This is a genomic window from Cohnella panacarvi Gsoil 349 (assembly GCF_000515335.1).
Classification (GTDB): Bacteria; Bacillota; Bacilli; order Paenibacillales; family Paenibacillaceae; genus Cohnella; species Cohnella panacarvi.
On sequence record NZ_KI911563.1, the window covers coordinates 3,474,715 to 3,491,057 of the forward strand.

Genomic DNA, 16,343 nt, shown 5'->3' on the forward strand with positions numbered 1-16,343 from the left:
TCAACAAATCCGAATCCAATCAGTCGGCGTCCTTGTTGTCCCGGTCGTAAGCGATTAGCGCGATGGCATGTCCGGATTTCTCCGAAAGCCGCCGCTCGAATCGTTTAATCTCGTTAAGCTCGTCTTGGGTTAAATCCGCGATCGTATAGTCATAGCCGTTGTCGTTCAACGCCGATCCCTCCTTGCGGTGAATGGGTACATAGAGTAAAATTCGCGAAAGCCGCGAATAATATCCCAAGCGTTCCCGATGTGTGACAAAGTTGTTACGGGCGCAATTTCGGACTTGCAACCCGATCGCCCAAAAGATAACATAGATAAAGATGGGTTCAGTAGGCTAGATAAAGGAGGTCCCCACATGTTCCTTGCGGAAACGGAATCAACGAGCACATTTACGCCATTCGATGTGTTCATGATCATTTTCACGGTCCTTATTGCGGCAGGATTGATTCGATTGATGATGCAGCGGCCTCGCAAAAACTTGCTTGCGATCGGATTCGCGACAGTTTCGCTGCTGGTTTTCTTGGCTGCGGACTACAAAATGATCAGCGGTTGGTAACATCATAAACATAAGCGACAACAGACAAGCCGAGCGCATACGCGCTGCGGTTTGTTTTTTTATGTCTGCTAATCTTTTACTTCTGACTTAATTGAGTTCCGAACATTCTTCAAATATGGTAAAGTATACCTGTTTGATTGATAGAATAGGGAGAGTGGCATGTTGAGCGGCATTCGTACAAGATTCTTACTCGCAAGCTTGGCAATAGCCGTCATGTTGACTACGGCAGGCGTCGCCGTTGCGGCCGGTACGGACGGAAGCAAAGTTTCATTGGATGCGAAATTGATTAACGGAGAAGTGTACGTTAAAGCCTCCTCTTTAGTCTCCGGGGTGGGCGGTACCGGAACTTACGACTCGAAGACCAAGAAGTACACCTATTCGCCTAGCTCGGCCGTTCCCGATGTGATTAAGAAGGTATCGCCTTCCGTCGTCGCCATCATCGGCAAGCCGGACGACGAGTACGCCGACAATCGTTTCTCCCTAGCGCACGGTACGGGCGTCATCGTCAAGAAAGACGGGTGGATCGTGACGAACGCTCATGTCGTTAAGGACATGAAACAAATCGTCGTCGTGACCGCCGACGGCCAAGAGTACGAAGGTACGCGCAAGCAAATCGACGAGAAGAGCGATTTGGCGCTCGTCAAGATTAACAAGACGGGATTGAAGCCAGCCGTATTCGCCCCGTCGCCGCTGAAGCTGAACGTGGGCGAGACCGCGATCGCGATCGGCACTCCGGTATCGTTCACTTTGCGGAACACCGCGACGGTCGGAGTCATTAGCGGCATGAATCGTTCCGTCTCCTCCGACTACAACTTGATTCAGACGGATGCGGCCATCAACCCGGGGAACAGCGGCGGACCACTCATTAATCTGAAGGGCGAAGTCATCGGAATTAACTCCATGAAGTTCGTCGACGTCGATATCGACAGCATCGGATTCGCGATTCCGGCGGATACCGTCCAATATGTACTGAACCATTTTTATAAATACGGCAAAGTAAAGCGCGCGTCGCTCGGTCTGGAACTCGAAGAGAGCTGGTCTGCGGTCGTGGGGTTGCCTACCGAGGAGCCGATGACGGTCGTGTCGGTCCCTTCGGGCAATGCGGGCAAATCGGGAATTAAAGCCGGAGATCAAATGCTGGCGGTCAACGATCGGGAATTGTACTCGCAAGTCGAGTTGACGGAGTTGCTCAAAGCGTATTTGCCTGGGGATACCGTTCAAGTAACGGTGTTGTCGGACGGGGATTTGGTGACGCGCAAGCTAGTGTTATCCGAAGGATAAAAGGGTAGGCGCAATATCGCGCGTACCGGTACTCGAGAGGAGCATTCATGGTATGAATCGTGCATTGCGAATGAAGAACGCATTGGCGGCGTTGCTCGCCATCGTTCTACTGATCGTCGCCGCTATTCCCGCTAATGCGGCGAATACGGCGAAGCAAGCGGAAGTCCGCGTGAAAGTCGGCAGCAAATCCATGAGCATTAACGGAGAGAAGATCGCGATTCAATCGCCATTCAACTCCGGCAAAGTCGCCATGGTTCCGCTAAGCGTATTTACGAATACGAAAGGCTTCGGAGCTTCAGTGAAATTGGTCAACAAAACGATCCGACTTTCCTATTTGAAGCATACGGTTACGATGACGAAGAACAGCAAGGCCGCGACGGTCGACGGCAAGAAGACGACGCTTCCCGCGGCGCCGGTCGACAAGTCTGGCGTGACGATGGCGCCTGCCGAAGCGATCGCCAAGGCGCTCGGCTTGAAGGTCGCGACGGACGCGAAGACGAAGGAAATCGTGCTTACGGGTGCAAGCGCCAAACCTGCCGCGGGCAACAGCATCGATTCGGATGCGGGGAAGAACAAGGTCGGCGACAGCTACTACAAGTGGTCCATGAACATGCCGACGAGCCTCGCCCAGGACGATCAGTGGGATAAAGGTTCCAAAATCACTTTCGTCGACGTTAAGGGTGAATTTTATATGGCCGTATTCGTAGACGAGGCGGTGGAAGAGCTGGACGAAAGCGAGCAGAGAGCGAGACTGATGCAGGACGCGCGAGGAACGGTCGTCGACGTCGGCAAGGTGACGGTCGGCAAAGCGGAGTTCCAGCGCATCGTGACGAAAGGCGACGGATTTTTCTACGAGTATCGCGGCATTCAAAGCAACGGAAACTTCTACGCCGTTACATTCGGCAAGCGGGCGAAGGCGAAAACCGAGCTTGACGCTTACAAGTCGTTGCTGGATAGCTTTCAGACTTCCTTCGACAATACGAATAAGTCGCTGAAGGACTTATCCATCGTCAAAGACGGCAAAATCGCGTTTACGAACGCGGATTACGGGTTGAAGCTTAACCTGCCGGTCGCATGGGGAGAGGATTATTCCGAAGAGTATCCGTCGTATAGCGGACCGGACGAGTCGAATTTGTCTATCGAAGTAAACTCGATCCTCGCGGGGGATACGGTAGACGCATGGATCGAACGCGAGATGGAACAACTCGAGCTTACGGCCGTGCAGGATTATTGGAAGGAAATCGAGACGTCTTCGGTTACCTGGAACGGGATCCCGGCAGTATTCGTTAAGCTGGCGGTTACGCAAGATAAGAAGACATGGTATGAAAGCGCAAGATTGTTCGCCATTAAAGGAAATTATAAATACGACATCGCACTGACGTACAAGCAAGCGAAAAAAGACCAAATAAGCGAAGTGTTATCCGAAATGCTCACGGGGATGACAGTCGACTTCTCCGCAATCGAGAGAAATTTCGGACAAGTGCCGGACGAAGACGATACGGTCGATCTATACGCCAGAGTGACGAAAACGAGCAAACAATACGGCTATAGCGTAACGGTTCCGAAGCATTGGATCAATGGCGTCGTCGATATGGAGAGCGACAGCGTCGAGTTCGAGAACGAAGTCGGCGTGCTACTCATGGTCGAGACGTTCGAAGGCGACAGCCTTGCCGGTTTGCCTGAAGTGTTCGCGGAAAATCTTAGCGAAAGCGGCATGTTTGAATTAGAGTCGCAGACGAACGTAACTTTTGCCGGAACGGATGCCGTGAAGATGGAGTTTTCGACGACTCCGACGGCTCCTGGCCCAATGAGCGTAACCACCTACTTATTCGTCAAAAACGGTTATGTTTACATGGTCGAAGGTATTCTAGCCGATGTAGCCGCAACGGCGCTGAATAAAAAGCAATATGACGATGCGTTCAATTCGTTTAAGCTTAACTGAAGGTATCATTCGATGACTGTCCGTAGCGGGAAGCTTTCCCCGCTTGCGCGGCAGTCTTCGTGCCTTCAAGAGCTTCCATAGCTCGCGCGGGCGGACTTTGTTATACTATGGGGTAACACACCGTCGCAGCGGAGCGACTTGGAGGGTAAAGAAATTATGATAGACAAAGCCGCTTTGCGGCGTGAAGATATTGAATTGTTGGCCCCGGCAGGAGATTGGGAGTGCATGCGTGCCGCGGTAGCGAACGGAGCGAACGCGATTTTCTTCGGCGTCGAGAAGTTCAACGCTCGGGCGCGGGCGCACAATTTCCAGACGAACGAGCTGCCGGAAATTATGAGGTTTCTGCACAAGTACGGCGTACAGGGATTCCTTACGTTCAACATCCTCGTATTCGAGGACGAGCTGCCGGAAGCGCGCAAGCTGATCGAAGCTTGCATCGACGCCGGCGTTGACGCCGTTATCGTGCAGGATCTCGGGCTCGTGAAGATGATCCGCGAAATATCGCCGGACTTCCCGATCCACGGTTCGACGCAGATGACGATCACCTCGCCCGAAGCGGTCGAGTTCATTAAACCATGGAATCTCGAGCGCGTCGTCTTGGGGCGCGAGAATAACCTAAAGCAAATCCAGCAGATCGGCGAACAAGCGAAACTGCCGATGGAAGTGTTCGTTCACGGCGCGCTGTGCGTATCTTACTCCGGACAATGCTTAACGTCCGAGATGTGGGGCGGCCGCTCCGCGAACCGGGGCGAATGCGCGCAAGCTTGCCGCCTGCCGTACGACTTGATGGTCGACGGCGTTCATCAGCCGATGGGCGATATCGCGTATTTGCTGTCGCCTAAGGACCTGGCCGCTATCGATATCGTACCGGAGCTGATCGAAGCGGGCGTCACCTCGTTCAAGATCGAAGGACGTCTGAAGAGCCCCGAGTACGTCGCCAACGTCGTTAGCAAATATAATCGGGAAATCGACAAGTACTTCGAGGGCGACGAATCCGGACCTTCGAAGGAAGAGGTGCGGGAGTTGCAGCAGAGCTTCTCGCGCGGTTTCACGCACGGGTTCTTGGAAGGAACGAACAACAAGCAACTGGTCGAAGGGACGTTCCCGAAGAGCAGGGGCGTCTATCTCGGCAAAGTCGAACGTATTCTGCGAGACGGCGTCGTATGCCGGGTGGAAGCGCCGCTGAAGCGCGGTGACGGAATCGTGTTCGACGCCGGAGATCCGACGAAGAAGGAAGAGGGCGGCCGTGTCTATGACGTGCGCCGCAACGGCTTGAAGTTGGAAAGCGAAGCGCCGGAAGGAGAGTTGATCGAGATCGTGCCCGGACGCAACGATATCGACTTGACTCGGGTGCACGTAGGCGATCGGATCTGGAAAACAAGCGATCCGGCGCTTGATCGCAGGCTCCGCAGCACGTTCGAAACGGAGAAGCCGCTTCGTACGTTACCGGTCGCGGTGTCGGTATTCGGACAGGAAGGCGTGCCGCTTCGCACGATTTGGACTGACGTTCGCTTGGGTACGACCGTGGCGATCGAATCGGCCATGCCGCTCGAACGGGCGGAGAAACGTCCGCTCGGCTATGAAGTGCTGAGCGAGCAGCTTGGCCGTCTCGGCGGGACGATCTATCACTTGGATCAACTCGAAGTCGGCTTGAAGGGCGACGTGATCGTTCCGAAGAGCGAGCTGAACCGCATTCGACGCGAGGCTGTCGAGCAACTGGAGTTGCTAAGGGAACAACCGCCGAAGTACGTCAAGAACCAAGCCGACGAGTACGGGGACGCGCACGAAGAGGCGGAGCCCGTAGCCGTCGGTACGGCCGCGCTTACGGCGCTGTGCCGGACGCTCGAGCAGGTGGAGGCGGTCGCGGACACGGACGTCTCGCTCATTTACGCGGACTTTGAGTTCATTAAACAATTCCCGGACGCGATCAAGCTGTGCCGCGAGAAGGGCAAGCGCATCGCGCTCGTCACGCCGCGCATTCATATGCCGGGCGAGAACGGCTACCACCGCAACATCCTGAAGTTGCAGCCGGATGCCGTGCTCGTCCGCAACACCGGCGCGCTGTATTTCTATTTGAAAGAACGCATGGAGAAGCCGGATGCCCGTCATCCGATGCTGATCGGGGACTTCTCGCTCAACGTAGCGAACCATAAGACGGTCGATCTTTTCCGCGAAGCGGGTTGCGAATGGGTAACTCCGTCTTACGACTTGAACATCCAGCAGATGGTCGATATGCTGCGGAAAGCCGATACGTCCCATCTGGAGATCGTCATCCACCAGCATATGCCGATGTTCCACACGGAGCATTGCGTCTACTGCACGTTCATGAGCGAAGGGACGAACTATACGAACTGCGGTCGGCCTTGCGAGGAGAAGCGGGCTTCGCTGCAGGACCGCATCGGCATGTCCCATCCCGTCCGCGTCGACGAGGGCTGCCGGAACACGGTCTATAATGCGGTCGAGCAATCCGGGGCGGAATACCTGAGCGCGTTCATGGAACTGGGCGTTCGTTCGTATCGCGTGGAGTTTCTAGAGGAGAACGCCGATAAGGTGCGCGAAGTGCTTTCCCTATATAGGGCGGCGCTCGACGGCCGAATCGGCGGGAGCGAAGTGTGGCGCAAGCTGAAGGCGACGAATCAGCTTGGCGTAACGCGGGGTCAGCTGGTAAAGTAATAGAAGGAATGCCTCAAGATGCCGCGATGCATCATGGAGCCTTAGTAGGGGAGATGAGCCGTCGTCATGAAGATTCGCAAAGCGATTATACCGGCAGCCGGATTAGGTACCCGATTCCTGCCGGCAACGAAAGCGATGCCTAAAGAGATGCTGCCCGTTATCGATAAGCCGGGCATCCAGTACATCGTCGAGGAAGCCGTCGCTTCCGGAATCGAAGACATCCTCATCGTCACGGGCAAAGGGAAACGCGCGATCGAAGACCACTTCGACAGCTACTACGAGCTGGAGCAGAACCTGCGTCTCAAAGGCAAGCTGGATTTGCTTTCCGAAGTGCAGAAGGCGTCGGAACTGACGGACATTCACTACATTCGGCAGAAGGAGGCACGCGGACTCGGTCACGCGATCTGGTGCGCGCGCAAGTTTATCGGCAACGAGCCTTTCGCGGTACTGCTGGGGGACGACATCGTCCAGAACGAAGGCATGCCTTGCTTGAAACAGATGATGGACGTGTACGATAAAGTGAAAAGCACGGTCCTAGCCGTTCAGACCGTGCCGGACGATGAAATTTCCCGATACGGGATCGTCGATCCGGATCCGAAGGGCGGGGACGGAGACCGGATTATTAAAGTGCGGGGCGTCGTCGAGAAGCCTTCTAAGGAACGGGCGCCGTCTAACACCGCGATCATAGGCCGATATATCTTAACGCCGGCCATCTTCGATATTCTGGAGAACCAGGACGTAGGCACCGGCGGAGAAATCCAACTGACGGACGCGATATTCCGCCTCATGCAAGACGAGTGGGTATATGCCTATAACTTCCAAGGCACGCGCTACGACACCGGCGAGAAGCTCGGCTACTTGAAGACGATCATCGACTTCGCTTTGGAACGACCGGATCTGAAGGACGAAATACGAAGCTATTTGCTTAGCAAGCTCAAGGACTCATAGGAACGGACTCGGCCCGCATGCCAAATGCGGGCATTTTTGCCTATATCCTTTCATTACGCTTTCCTCCCGCACCGCTTATGATAGCGGTAGAATACGATCTTCAGGGAGATGCGTCGATTATTTCGAGACGAATCGGGTTTCCGGATTGCCGGATCAGACTCATTACGACGTCGTTCTCATAGGATCGGAGACCGAAGGCGTTTATCAAAGACGCTTCGAGCTCCGCCCGGTTCGCGCCGTTCTGTCGGCTCGATAACGTACTTGACGCAAGGGGGCGAGATGAAGCGGATTTCGGCGTCGACCTACGGGGGAAATACCGATCATGCCGCGTTGACCAGCCTTCCGATATTGCCGAACCCCCAGAAGGCGAGCGTAAGCTCATTGACTTGAACGAGGAGCAAATCGCGAGCTTGCGGCAAGATGTCGAGCTGAGGCGCGGCATTGCGCTAACCGAGGTTCAAGGTACGAACAAGGTGGACGGGTTTACGGTCTGGCAAGCGCGCCAGTTCAATCAAAGTCTGCTTGCGGGATAGTCGCGAAAAAACGGATGGCGTTCGCTTGGAACGCCATCCGTTTTCCTGTAAACTAGAGGGTAACATATGTTCTTATTTTTGGAGGCATCATGGCGCATTCTTTTTATACGCATTGGAGACACGTGTTTAAGCTGGATCCGGAGCGGGAGATCGGCGACGACGCGCTGGATCGCGTTTGCCTGTCGGGCACGGACGCGATCCTCGTAGGCGGGTCGAGCGGCGTGACGTACGACAATACGGTCGACCTGCTGGCCCGCATCCGCAGATACGAGGTGGCTTGCGCGATGGAGCTGTCCGACGCCGCTTGCGGAGTGCCCGGGTTCGACGGGTATTTCATTCCGGGCGTTCTGAACGCCGGAAGCACCGAGTGGCTCATCGGGCGCCATGCCGCGGCGTTGGCGGACTTCGGCCATCTGCTTCCGTGGGACCATGTCGTCGGGGAAGCGTATTTGGTGCTGAATCCCGACTCGACGGTAGCCCGGGTGACGGGCGCGCATGCCGCGTTAACGTCTTCGGAGGCGGTCGCTTACGCGCAAGTCGCGGACAGATTGTGGAACGTTCCGGTGCTTTACGTGGAGTACAGCGGCAAGTTCGGCGACATGGAGCTTGTCGGGCGCGTGAAGGGCAGCTTGCGGCAAGCGCATCTGATCTACGGCGGAGGCATCGATTCGCCCGAACGCGCGCGCCTGGCCGCGGGAATCGCCCATACCGTCGTCGTCGGCAATGTCATCTACTCGAATCTCGAAGCCGCGCTGGCGACCGTGTCCGCGGTGAACGAAACGATAAAGGAGCGGCATCATGTTTTTTGAACGAGAACCATCTAACGAACTGGATATCGAAGCGGCGATCGCCAAGCTTAATCCGAAGCAGCGCGAAGCGGCGGTTACGACGCAAGGGCCGCTGCTGATCATGGCCGGAGCGGGAAGCGGCAAGACGCGCGTGCTTACGCACCGCATCGCCTACTTGATCTCGAAGCGCATCGCCGCCCCATGGAGCATACTAGCCATTACGTTTACGAACAAAGCGGCCCGCGAGATGCAAGAACGGGTGTCCAAGCTCGTCGGCCCGTCCGGCAAAGACATCTGGGTAAGCACATTCCACTCGATGTGCGTTCGCATTCTTCGCAAGGACATCGAACGAATCGGATTCAGCTCTAATTTCAGCATTTTAGATTCCACCGATCAATTATCCGTCGTACGCAACATCATGAAAGACAGCAATATCGACGTGAAGAAAATCGAACCGAAGTCGGTGCAGGCGGCGATCAGCGGCGCGAAGAACGAGCTGATCGCTCCCGACAAGTACGAGCAGACGGCGGGCGACTACTTCCAGAAAATCGTCGCTAACGTCTATGCCCAGTACCAGAAGCGGTTGAAGGCGAACAACTCCGTCGATTTCGACGACTTGATCATGCTTACGATCCAGCTGTTCAAAGACGTACCGGAAGTGCTCGATTTCTACCAGAATAAATTCCGTTACATCCACGTGGACGAGTATCAGGACACGAACCGCGCGCAATACATGCTGTGCAAGATGCTCGCGTCCAAGCATCATAACCTGTGCGTCGTCGGGGACAGCGACCAATCGATCTACCGGTGGCGCGGCGCGGACATTACGAACATCTTGAATTTCGAGAAAGACTATCCGGAATCGACGACGATCCTGCTCGAGCAGAATTACCGTTCGACCTCCAACATTCTCGATGCGGCGAATTCCGTCATTAATAATAACGTAGGCCGCAGGGCTAAGAATTTGTGGACCGACCAGCAAGGCGGCGACCTCATCACGGTATATCAAGGCGATTCGGAGCACGAGGAAGGCTACTTCGTTGCCGGCGAAATTCGCAAAAACCGCCAGAGCGGAAGGCGCCACGACGACCATGCGATCCTGTACCGGACGAACGCGCAGTCGCGGGTGATCGAGGAAATTCTCATCAAGTCGGAAATTCCGTATCAGATCGTAGGCGGCATCAAGTTCTACGACCGCAAAGAGATCAAGGACATTCTTGCGTACCTGCGCCTGATCTCCAACCCGGACGACGACATCAGCTTGCTCCGGATCATTAACGAGCCTAAACGCGGACTCGGGGATACGACGATGGCCAAAGTCCAGGCGGAGGCGCAGCAGCGCGGAGTCTCGATTTTCCGGTTATTGAACGAAGGGGACGGATTGCTAGGAGACGGATTGTACCATCTCGATATCCAGACCCGCGCCAAGGTCGCGCTCGGCGAGTTCCGCGACATGATGCGCAATTTGACTTCGATGGTCGAGTATTTATCGGTGACGGAGCTAACGGAGAAAATGCTCGAGCTAACCGATTACCGCGCCGAATTCATTCGGGAAAACTCCCTGGAGTCGAAGTCGCGCCTCGAGAATATCGAGGAGTTTCTGTCCGTAACCCAAGAGTTCGAGAAGCGGGGCGAGGATAAGTCGCTCGTGGCGTTCCTGACGGACCTCGCGCTCATCGCCGATATCGATTCGATGAACAACGACGACGAAGAGGGCGGCGACGCCGTCATCTTGATGACGATGCATAGCGCGAAAGGGCTCGAGTTCCCGGTCGTGTTCATCATCGGGATGGAAGAGGGCGTATTCCCGGGCAATCGGGCGTTCCTCGACAACGAGGAGATGGAGGAAGAGCGTCGGCTTGCCTACGTCGGCATCACGCGGGCGGAGAAGAAGTTGTATCTGACGTGCGCGCGCAGCCGGTTGCTTTACGGACGCACGAACAGCAACGCGCCGTCCCGTTTCCTCGAGGAAATCCCGAATCCATTGAAGGAAGTGTCGGGTCCTGCGGGAGGACGCGCGGGCGGAACCTATGGCGGCTACGCTTCGCGTCTTGGGGGCAGTAGTACCGGCGGAGGCGGATTCGGTTCGCGCGGCAGTTCGTTCGGCGGGAGCGGAAGCGCGGCATCGTCTAATGCTGCGGGATTCGGCGCCCGTCCTAGCTTCGGAGCTTCTCCTGGCGCCGGGGCCGCGCGGCCGGCCGCGGTGACTTCGTCAACGCCGGCGGCTGCCAAGCCGTCTGGCGAAGGGCTCGGCGGCGTCGTCGCGGGCGATAAGGTGCAGCACGCGAAGTGGGGCATCGGAACGGTCGTTGCGGTCAAAGGAACGGGTAACGACTTGGAATTCCAGATCGCGTTCCCGGCGCCTGTCGGCGTTAAGCGGTTGCTGGCCGCGTTCGCGCCGGTTACGAAAGTATAGCGATTATTCAATGTGGAAAAGAGGTTGACGGCGAATGTCTTTAACGGAATCGACCGCAAGGATGCGCGAGCTCGTCGATGAGCTGAACGCGCATGGTCATCGCTACTACACCGAGGATCAACCGACGATCAGCGATAAAGAGTACGATGCGTTGTATGACGAGCTCGTCGCGTTAGAGCAATCGTCGGGTACGGTGTTGGCGGATTCTCCGACGCGGCGCGTCGGAGGCGAACTGCTCAAGGGCTTCGAGCCTCATCGCCACCTGGCCCGGCTTTGGAGCCTGGACAAGGCGCAGAACACCGACGACTTGCTCGCTTGGGCCGCTCGCGCAAGCCGTCTGATTCAAGAATACAATGCGAGGAATCCGGACCAACCTCTACCGCCTCCGGAGTACGTCGTGGAGCTTAAGTTCGACGGGCTGTCGCTTAACTTGACTTACTCTGGCGGCGAGCTCGCGCAAGCGGCGACGCGCGGCAACGGGGAAGTGGGCGAAGGCATACTCCCACAGACGAAGACGATCCGCACGGTGCCTCTGACGATCGGATTCGAAGGCGGACCGATCGAGGTGCAGGGAGAAGGCTTCATGCGGCTTTCCGTGCTCGAGGAATACAACAAGACGACGGCCGAGCCTTTGAAGAACGCTCGCAACGGAGCGGCCGGAGCTCTGCGCAACCAAGATCCGAAGCTGACGGCGGCTCGCCGGCTCGATGCGTTCTTCTATAACGTAGGCTACGCCGAAGGGGCCTCCTTCGAGAACCACCGCGAGATGATCGCTTTCCTGCGCGATAACAAATTTCCGGTGAATCCATACAACGCTTATTTCTCGACGATCGAAGAGGTAATCGGGGAGCTTGAACGCGTCGTCGCCCGCCGGGACCAGCTGGACTACCTGATCGACGGAGCGGTCATCAAGCTGACGGACATGCGTACGCGCCAAGCGCTCGGCTATACGGACAAGTTCCCTCGCTGGGCCGTCGCTTTTAAATTCGAAGCCGAAGAGACGACGACGGTGCTCGAGTCCGTCTCGTGGGAAGTCGGCCGTACGGGCAAGATTACGCCGCTCGCCCGCGTGGAAGCCGTAGAGCTTGCGGGCGTGACGGTGCAGAATTGCACGCTGAACAACATCGGCGATATCGAACGCAAGAACCTGATGCATGCGCTCGGCACGCGCGTATTCATTCGTCGTTCTAACGACGTTATACCGGAAATTCTCGGCAAGGCAGACGACGAGGCGGGGCAGACGATCGAGGTGCCGACGACCTGTCCGGGCTGCGGATCGCCGCTAGAGATGCGCGGCGCGCATCTGTTCTGCAACAACCGTCTCGGCTGCAAGCCGCAGACGATCGGGCGCATCACGCACTTCGCGTCCCGCGACTGCATGGATATCGAGACGTTCAGCGGCAAAACCGCGGAACAGCTGTACGAGGAGTTGGAGGCTCGCGATCCGGCGGATTTGTATTCGCTCACGATGGACGATCTCGTGAAGCTGCAACGTTTCGGCGAGAAGAAAGCCGCAAACCTGCTTGCGGCGATCGAGAAGTCGAAGTCGCGCGAGCTGGGCCAGTTCCTGAACGCCCTCGGTATTCCGAATACGGGTAAAGCGACGGCTAAGATGCTCGCGGACCACTACGGCGACCTGGATCGCTTGATGGCAGCGGATGCCGAGGAATTGCAAGGGTTGCCTGACGTCGGAGGCATCGTCGCGGAGAGCATCGCAAGCTTCTTCCGCGATCCGATCATGTTGGAGAGCATCGCCCGCATGCGCGCGGCCGGCGTCAAAGCGGAGACGTTACGCCCGGCAACGGCGGCGGACGCAAGCCACCCGCTATTCGGCAAAACCGTCGTGTTGACGGGCACGCTCAGCGTCATGACGCGGGACGAGGCGGCGAAGAAGCTGGAAGCTCTCGGAGCCAAAGTCTCCGGCAGCGTGTCCAAGAAGACCGACCTTGTCATCGCAGGGGAAAGCGCGGGCAGCAAGCTGACTAAAGCCCGCGAGCTTGGCGTAGAAGTGCTCGAGGACGAGCAGGAGCTGTTGAAGCTGCTAGGGGAAGTCTAATCCCGTTCAATATACAAATATGACCTTGGGCGGGTTACAAACGGTCACGAGTTACGGCTTTACGCTAATTCTCTATTCGTCAACCTGGCGGATCTCCGTTACGGCTCGGCAATAACATCTATTCGCAGCTATAGTAGGCATGTAGCTTCAATGAGCGTTGAATACCAACGATTTGCAGTTATTTTAATGTTATGCGGTCCTTTTCTTGTCCGACGCAATTAATAACTGCTTATGTGAGTTGCTTTACCGCTGGCATTGGATCAGACCACGAATAAATGCAAATGATTGTTGTTATTTAGGTCATCTACTATGCCTCGACATCCTTTGGCGAACGACTTGCGGGCGTACGTTAGTTCATGTCATTGTCATAGAAAAGGGCCGTCACCAGGAGGTGACGGCCCTTCGATGTACGCCCAGCATGGGCGTCATCTCTACGGTGAAAGTCCGGAATGGGGGCTGGCAAGCGCCTACCATAGCCAAGAGCAAGGGTGTCCGCCGCGAGGCGGAATCCGAAGGAAGCTGGAGGCAAACGCACGGCTCGAGGTACACGAATCCAATTTGAGGCGGTTGCAGTCGGATGAGTCACCATCACATGACGAAATCCTAAGCTGCCAAAGGCTGCAGCCGTAAACTTGGGCGAGCGCGGGCGGAAAGATGACGTTCTTATCTGGGGAGACCTGTGGAATATGCGAAGTATTTGCGTAACCGTGGCTGAGAAGTCGCGCTGAATCCGCAGGAGTCAGNANAAGCCATAGTACGGTGTTGTTGCAACAACACCGGAAGGGCTGAACCTAAAGGAGAAAAGAAATCGATGCGTTCGCGCGAAGAACAACGACAGCAGAATATCCCGCAAGGGAGCTCGCGGCAAAGGGTAGCGGTGAAACCGCAAGGGTATGCCGGAGCGCCGAGTTCTTCGTCGGCACAAACCGACCTTTCTTCTCGCGAAGGAAAGCACGACTTGCTGGATCAAATGCTCGAGGAGGGAAATCTCCGAGAAGCCTACAAGCGAGTGAAACAAAACGGAGGAGCGCCCGGCATAGACAACGTGACGGTAGCCGAGCTACAAGCACACGTATGGGAATGCTGGGAAACCGTGAAAGCGCAGCTCCAATTGGGTACGTACAGACCGATGCCAGTCAAACGGGTGGAAATCCCCAAACCCGGAGGCGGGGTGCGGCTGTTAGGTATCCCAACCGTAATGGACCGCTTGATCCAACAAGCCCTCATGCAAGTAATGACACCGATTTTGGACCCGTTATTCTCACCGAACAGCTTTGGATTCCGCCCAAGGAAACGTGCCCATGACGCAGTAAAACAAGCGCAGTCCTACATTCAAGAAGGAAATCGCTGGGTCGTAGACATAGATTTGGAGAAGTTCTTTGACAGAGTGAACCACGACATCCTCATGGCAAGGGTAGCACGAAAAGTCGCGGACAAGCGTGTCTTGAAGCTGATTCGTTCCTACCTCAATGCCGGAGTCATGGTCGACGGGACAAAGCAGGAGACGCTGGAAGGAACGCCGCAAGGCGGTCCGCTCAGCCCGCTTTTAGCTAACATCCTGTTGGACGATCTGGACAAAGAATTAACGGAACGCGGCTTGAAGTTTGTGCGTTATGCGGACGACTGCAACATCTTTGTCCGAAGCAAGCGTGCAGGTGAACGCGTAATGGCGTCGGTCATTCGCTTTGTAGAGGNGAGGCTCAGACTAAGAGTGAATCGGGACAAGAGTGCGGTAGACCGCCCATGGAACCGCAAGTTCCTTGGATTCAGCTTTCTCAGCAACAAAGTCGCGACGATTCGAATCGCGCCGAAGAAACTGGAACAACTAAAGGAACGCGTCAGGGAGATAACCTCGCGTACGCGAGGCGTCTCGATGGAGAAGAGGCTGCAAGAATTAAATCGCTACCTGATGGGTTGGATAGGCTACTTCCGGCTAGCATCCGTAAAGACGCACTGCGAACGACTCGACGAATGGATTCGCCGAAGACTACGCATGTGCCTATGGAAGCAGTGGAAACTACCTAAATCCAGGCTCCGAAACTTACGTGCCCTAGGTGTACCGGAGTGGGCGGCAAGAATGATGGCAAACGCTCGCCGCGGATGCTGGGAAATGTCCCGAAACATAAACAACGCCCTTAATCGCTCCTACTGGAGTGACCAAGGGCTGTTAAGTCTGACAACTCGTTATCTTGAAACTCGTTAACTTTTAGGAACCGCCGTATGCGGACCCGCATGTACGGTGGTGTGAGAGGTCGGGGGCTAGCCGCCCCCATCTACTCGATTATGCGGGCGAAGGCTTAGGAATTGCTGAGTTTTCTTCGCGCGAGCAGCTGTTTATATTGATAATAAACCGTGCATCCAATGCAGTAGCCAACCAAGGCGGCGCCTGCCGCGCCTAGCAGCATAAGGGAGACTACGATGCCCGCGACTTGCCAGCCGACGGCGAACAGAATGAGCGATATCGTAAGAAACAGGATCGCGAGCGTATTGTTGAAGCGCTGCAGGACGACGGCTTGCGTCTCGAACGCTCCTTTGACCGGGAACAGTCGTTTGGCGATCGCGACGAAAGGATTGAGGCGGCCCTCCGTCAATAGACCGACGATCTGTATGACCCATAGCGCTGCGATGATCCAGGGCTGCTGCAGAGCCAAGCCGATAATAACGAAAGTCACGATACCTGTCTGATTGGCCTTCACATAACGTAGCGGAATTTCCTTCATGACGGGCCCTCCTTATTCCGAGTTAATTACTATGATTAATTGTACTCTTGGACTGCGGGATAATCAATATGATTATGCGCAATTAACTGTATTAAATTTCCATGATAAAATAGGTTGCAATATGCTTTTCGTTCGTGATATATTATTCAAGTCGCCTCGCGGGGCGGTGAAAGAAAAGAAACGAAAGCAATAAAGCTTGTTCTTTGAAAACTGAACATCGAGCGTAATTTACGGTAATAAAACGTTCACTTCGGTGAACAAACCAGCAATACAGATTGAGCCGAAAGGCTCTTCGATAAAAGGTTTACTTTTATGGAGAGTTTGATCCTGGCTCAGGACGAACGCTGGCGGCGTGCCTAATACATGCAAGTCGAGCGGAGTTATTCCTTCGGGGATAGCTTAGCGGCGGACGGGTGAGTAACACGTAGGC

General features: G+C 55.6%; 12 protein-coding genes. 10 read left to right on the plus strand and 2 right to left on the minus strand.

Annotated elements, in window-relative coordinates; genetic code table 11:
* Positions 1-19 precede the first annotated feature (19 nt).
* A complete protein-coding gene (locus COHPA_RS25655; protein ID WP_156926688.1) occupies positions 20-169 on the minus strand; it encodes a hypothetical protein in 150 nt (49 codons plus the stop codon).
* Between the two features lie 186 nt (positions 170-355).
* Between COHPA_RS25655 and COHPA_RS0116660 the strand changes: the two genes are divergently transcribed.
* The 10 genes from COHPA_RS0116660 to ltrA all read left to right on the plus strand — a co-directional run bounded on the left by COHPA_RS0116660 (position 356) and on the right by ltrA (position 15,396).
* Positions 356-556: a hypothetical protein gene (locus COHPA_RS0116660; protein ID WP_027087300.1), complete on the plus strand. Its 201-nt coding sequence runs from the start codon at positions 356-358 to the stop codon at positions 554-556.
* A 159-nt stretch (positions 557-715) separates the two neighbouring features.
* Positions 716-1,837, plus strand: coding sequence for a S1C family serine protease (locus tag COHPA_RS0116665; protein WP_027087301.1), 1,122 nt, complete (start codon positions 716-718; stop codon positions 1,835-1,837).
* Positions 1,838-1,889: 52 nt separating this feature from the next.
* Positions 1,890-3,779, plus strand: coding sequence for a copper amine oxidase N-terminal domain-containing protein (locus tag COHPA_RS0116670; RefSeq protein ID WP_027087302.1), 1,890 nt, complete (start codon positions 1,890-1,892; stop codon positions 3,777-3,779).
* Between the two features lie 156 nt (positions 3,780-3,935).
* Entirely contained in the window at positions 3,936-6,452 is a 2,517-nt protein-coding gene (locus tag COHPA_RS0116675) for a U32 family peptidase (protein ID WP_211237882.1), read from the plus strand.
* A gap of 66 nt (positions 6,453-6,518) precedes the next feature.
* Positions 6,519-7,400, plus strand: a complete 882-nt coding sequence (galU, locus tag COHPA_RS0116680) for a UTP--glucose-1-phosphate uridylyltransferase GalU (RefSeq protein WP_027087304.1) — start codon at positions 6,519-6,521, stop codon at positions 7,398-7,400.
* Between the two features lie 410 nt (positions 7,401-7,810).
* A complete protein-coding gene (locus COHPA_RS26275) occupies positions 7,811-7,933 on the plus strand; it encodes a hypothetical protein (RefSeq protein WP_281173015.1) in 123 nt (40 codons plus the stop codon).
* Between the two features lie 89 nt (positions 7,934-8,022).
* Entirely contained in the window at positions 8,023-8,742 is a 720-nt protein-coding gene (pcrB, locus tag COHPA_RS0116690; RefSeq protein ID WP_027087305.1) for a heptaprenylglyceryl phosphate synthase, read from the plus strand.
* Positions 8,732-11,137, plus strand: a complete 2,406-nt coding sequence (pcrA, locus tag COHPA_RS0116695) for a DNA helicase PcrA (RefSeq protein ID WP_027087306.1) — start codon at positions 8,732-8,734, stop codon at positions 11,135-11,137. The genes pcrB and pcrA overlap by 11 nt, the downstream gene beginning before the upstream one ends.
* A 34-nt stretch (positions 11,138-11,171) precedes the next feature.
* Positions 11,172-13,193: an NAD-dependent DNA ligase LigA gene (ligA, locus tag COHPA_RS0116700; RefSeq protein ID WP_027087307.1), complete on the plus strand. Its 2,022-nt coding sequence runs from the start codon at positions 11,172-11,174 to the stop codon at positions 13,191-13,193.
* An 811-nt stretch (positions 13,194-14,004) separates the two neighbouring features.
* Entirely contained in the window at positions 14,005-15,396 is a 1,392-nt protein-coding gene (ltrA, locus tag COHPA_RS0116710; RefSeq protein WP_027087308.1) for a group II intron reverse transcriptase/maturase, read from the plus strand.
* 94 nt (positions 15,397-15,490) lie between these two features.
* Here ltrA and COHPA_RS0116715 read toward each other — a convergent pair whose 3' ends face one another.
* A complete protein-coding gene (locus COHPA_RS0116715) occupies positions 15,491-15,913 on the minus strand; it encodes a DUF4395 domain-containing protein (protein WP_027087309.1) in 423 nt (140 codons plus the stop codon).
* Between the last annotated feature and the right edge of the window lie 430 nt (positions 15,914-16,343).

Bases quoted from the DNA above. Each gene is read 5' to 3' on its own strand.
- COHPA_RS0116660 (WP_027087300.1), top strand. From the start codon at position 356: ATGTTCCTTGCGGAAACGGAATCAACGAGCACATTTACGCCATTCGAT.
- COHPA_RS0116665 (WP_027087301.1), top strand. From the start codon at position 716: ATGTTGAGCGGCATTCGTACAAGATTCTTACTCGCAAGCTTGGCAATA.
- COHPA_RS0116670 (WP_027087302.1), top strand. From the start codon at position 1,890: ATGAATCGTGCATTGCGAATGAAGAACGCATTGGCGGCGTTGCTCGCC.
- COHPA_RS0116675 (WP_211237882.1), top strand. From the start codon at position 3,936: ATGATAGACAAAGCCGCTTTGCGGCGTGAAGATATTGAATTGTTGGCC.
- galU (WP_027087304.1), top strand. From the start codon at position 6,519: ATGAAGATTCGCAAAGCGATTATACCGGCAGCCGGATTAGGTACCCGA.
- pcrB (WP_027087305.1), top strand. From the start codon at position 8,023: ATGGCGCATTCTTTTTATACGCATTGGAGACACGTGTTTAAGCTGGAT.
- pcrA (WP_027087306.1), top strand. From the start codon at position 8,732: ATGTTTTTTGAACGAGAACCATCTAACGAACTGGATATCGAAGCGGCG.
- ligA (WP_027087307.1), top strand. From the start codon at position 11,172: ATGTCTTTAACGGAATCGACCGCAAGGATGCGCGAGCTCGTCGATGAG.
- COHPA_RS0116715 (WP_027087309.1), bottom strand. From the start codon at position 15,913: ATGAAGGAAATTCCGCTACGTTATGTGAAGGCCAATCAGACAGGTATC.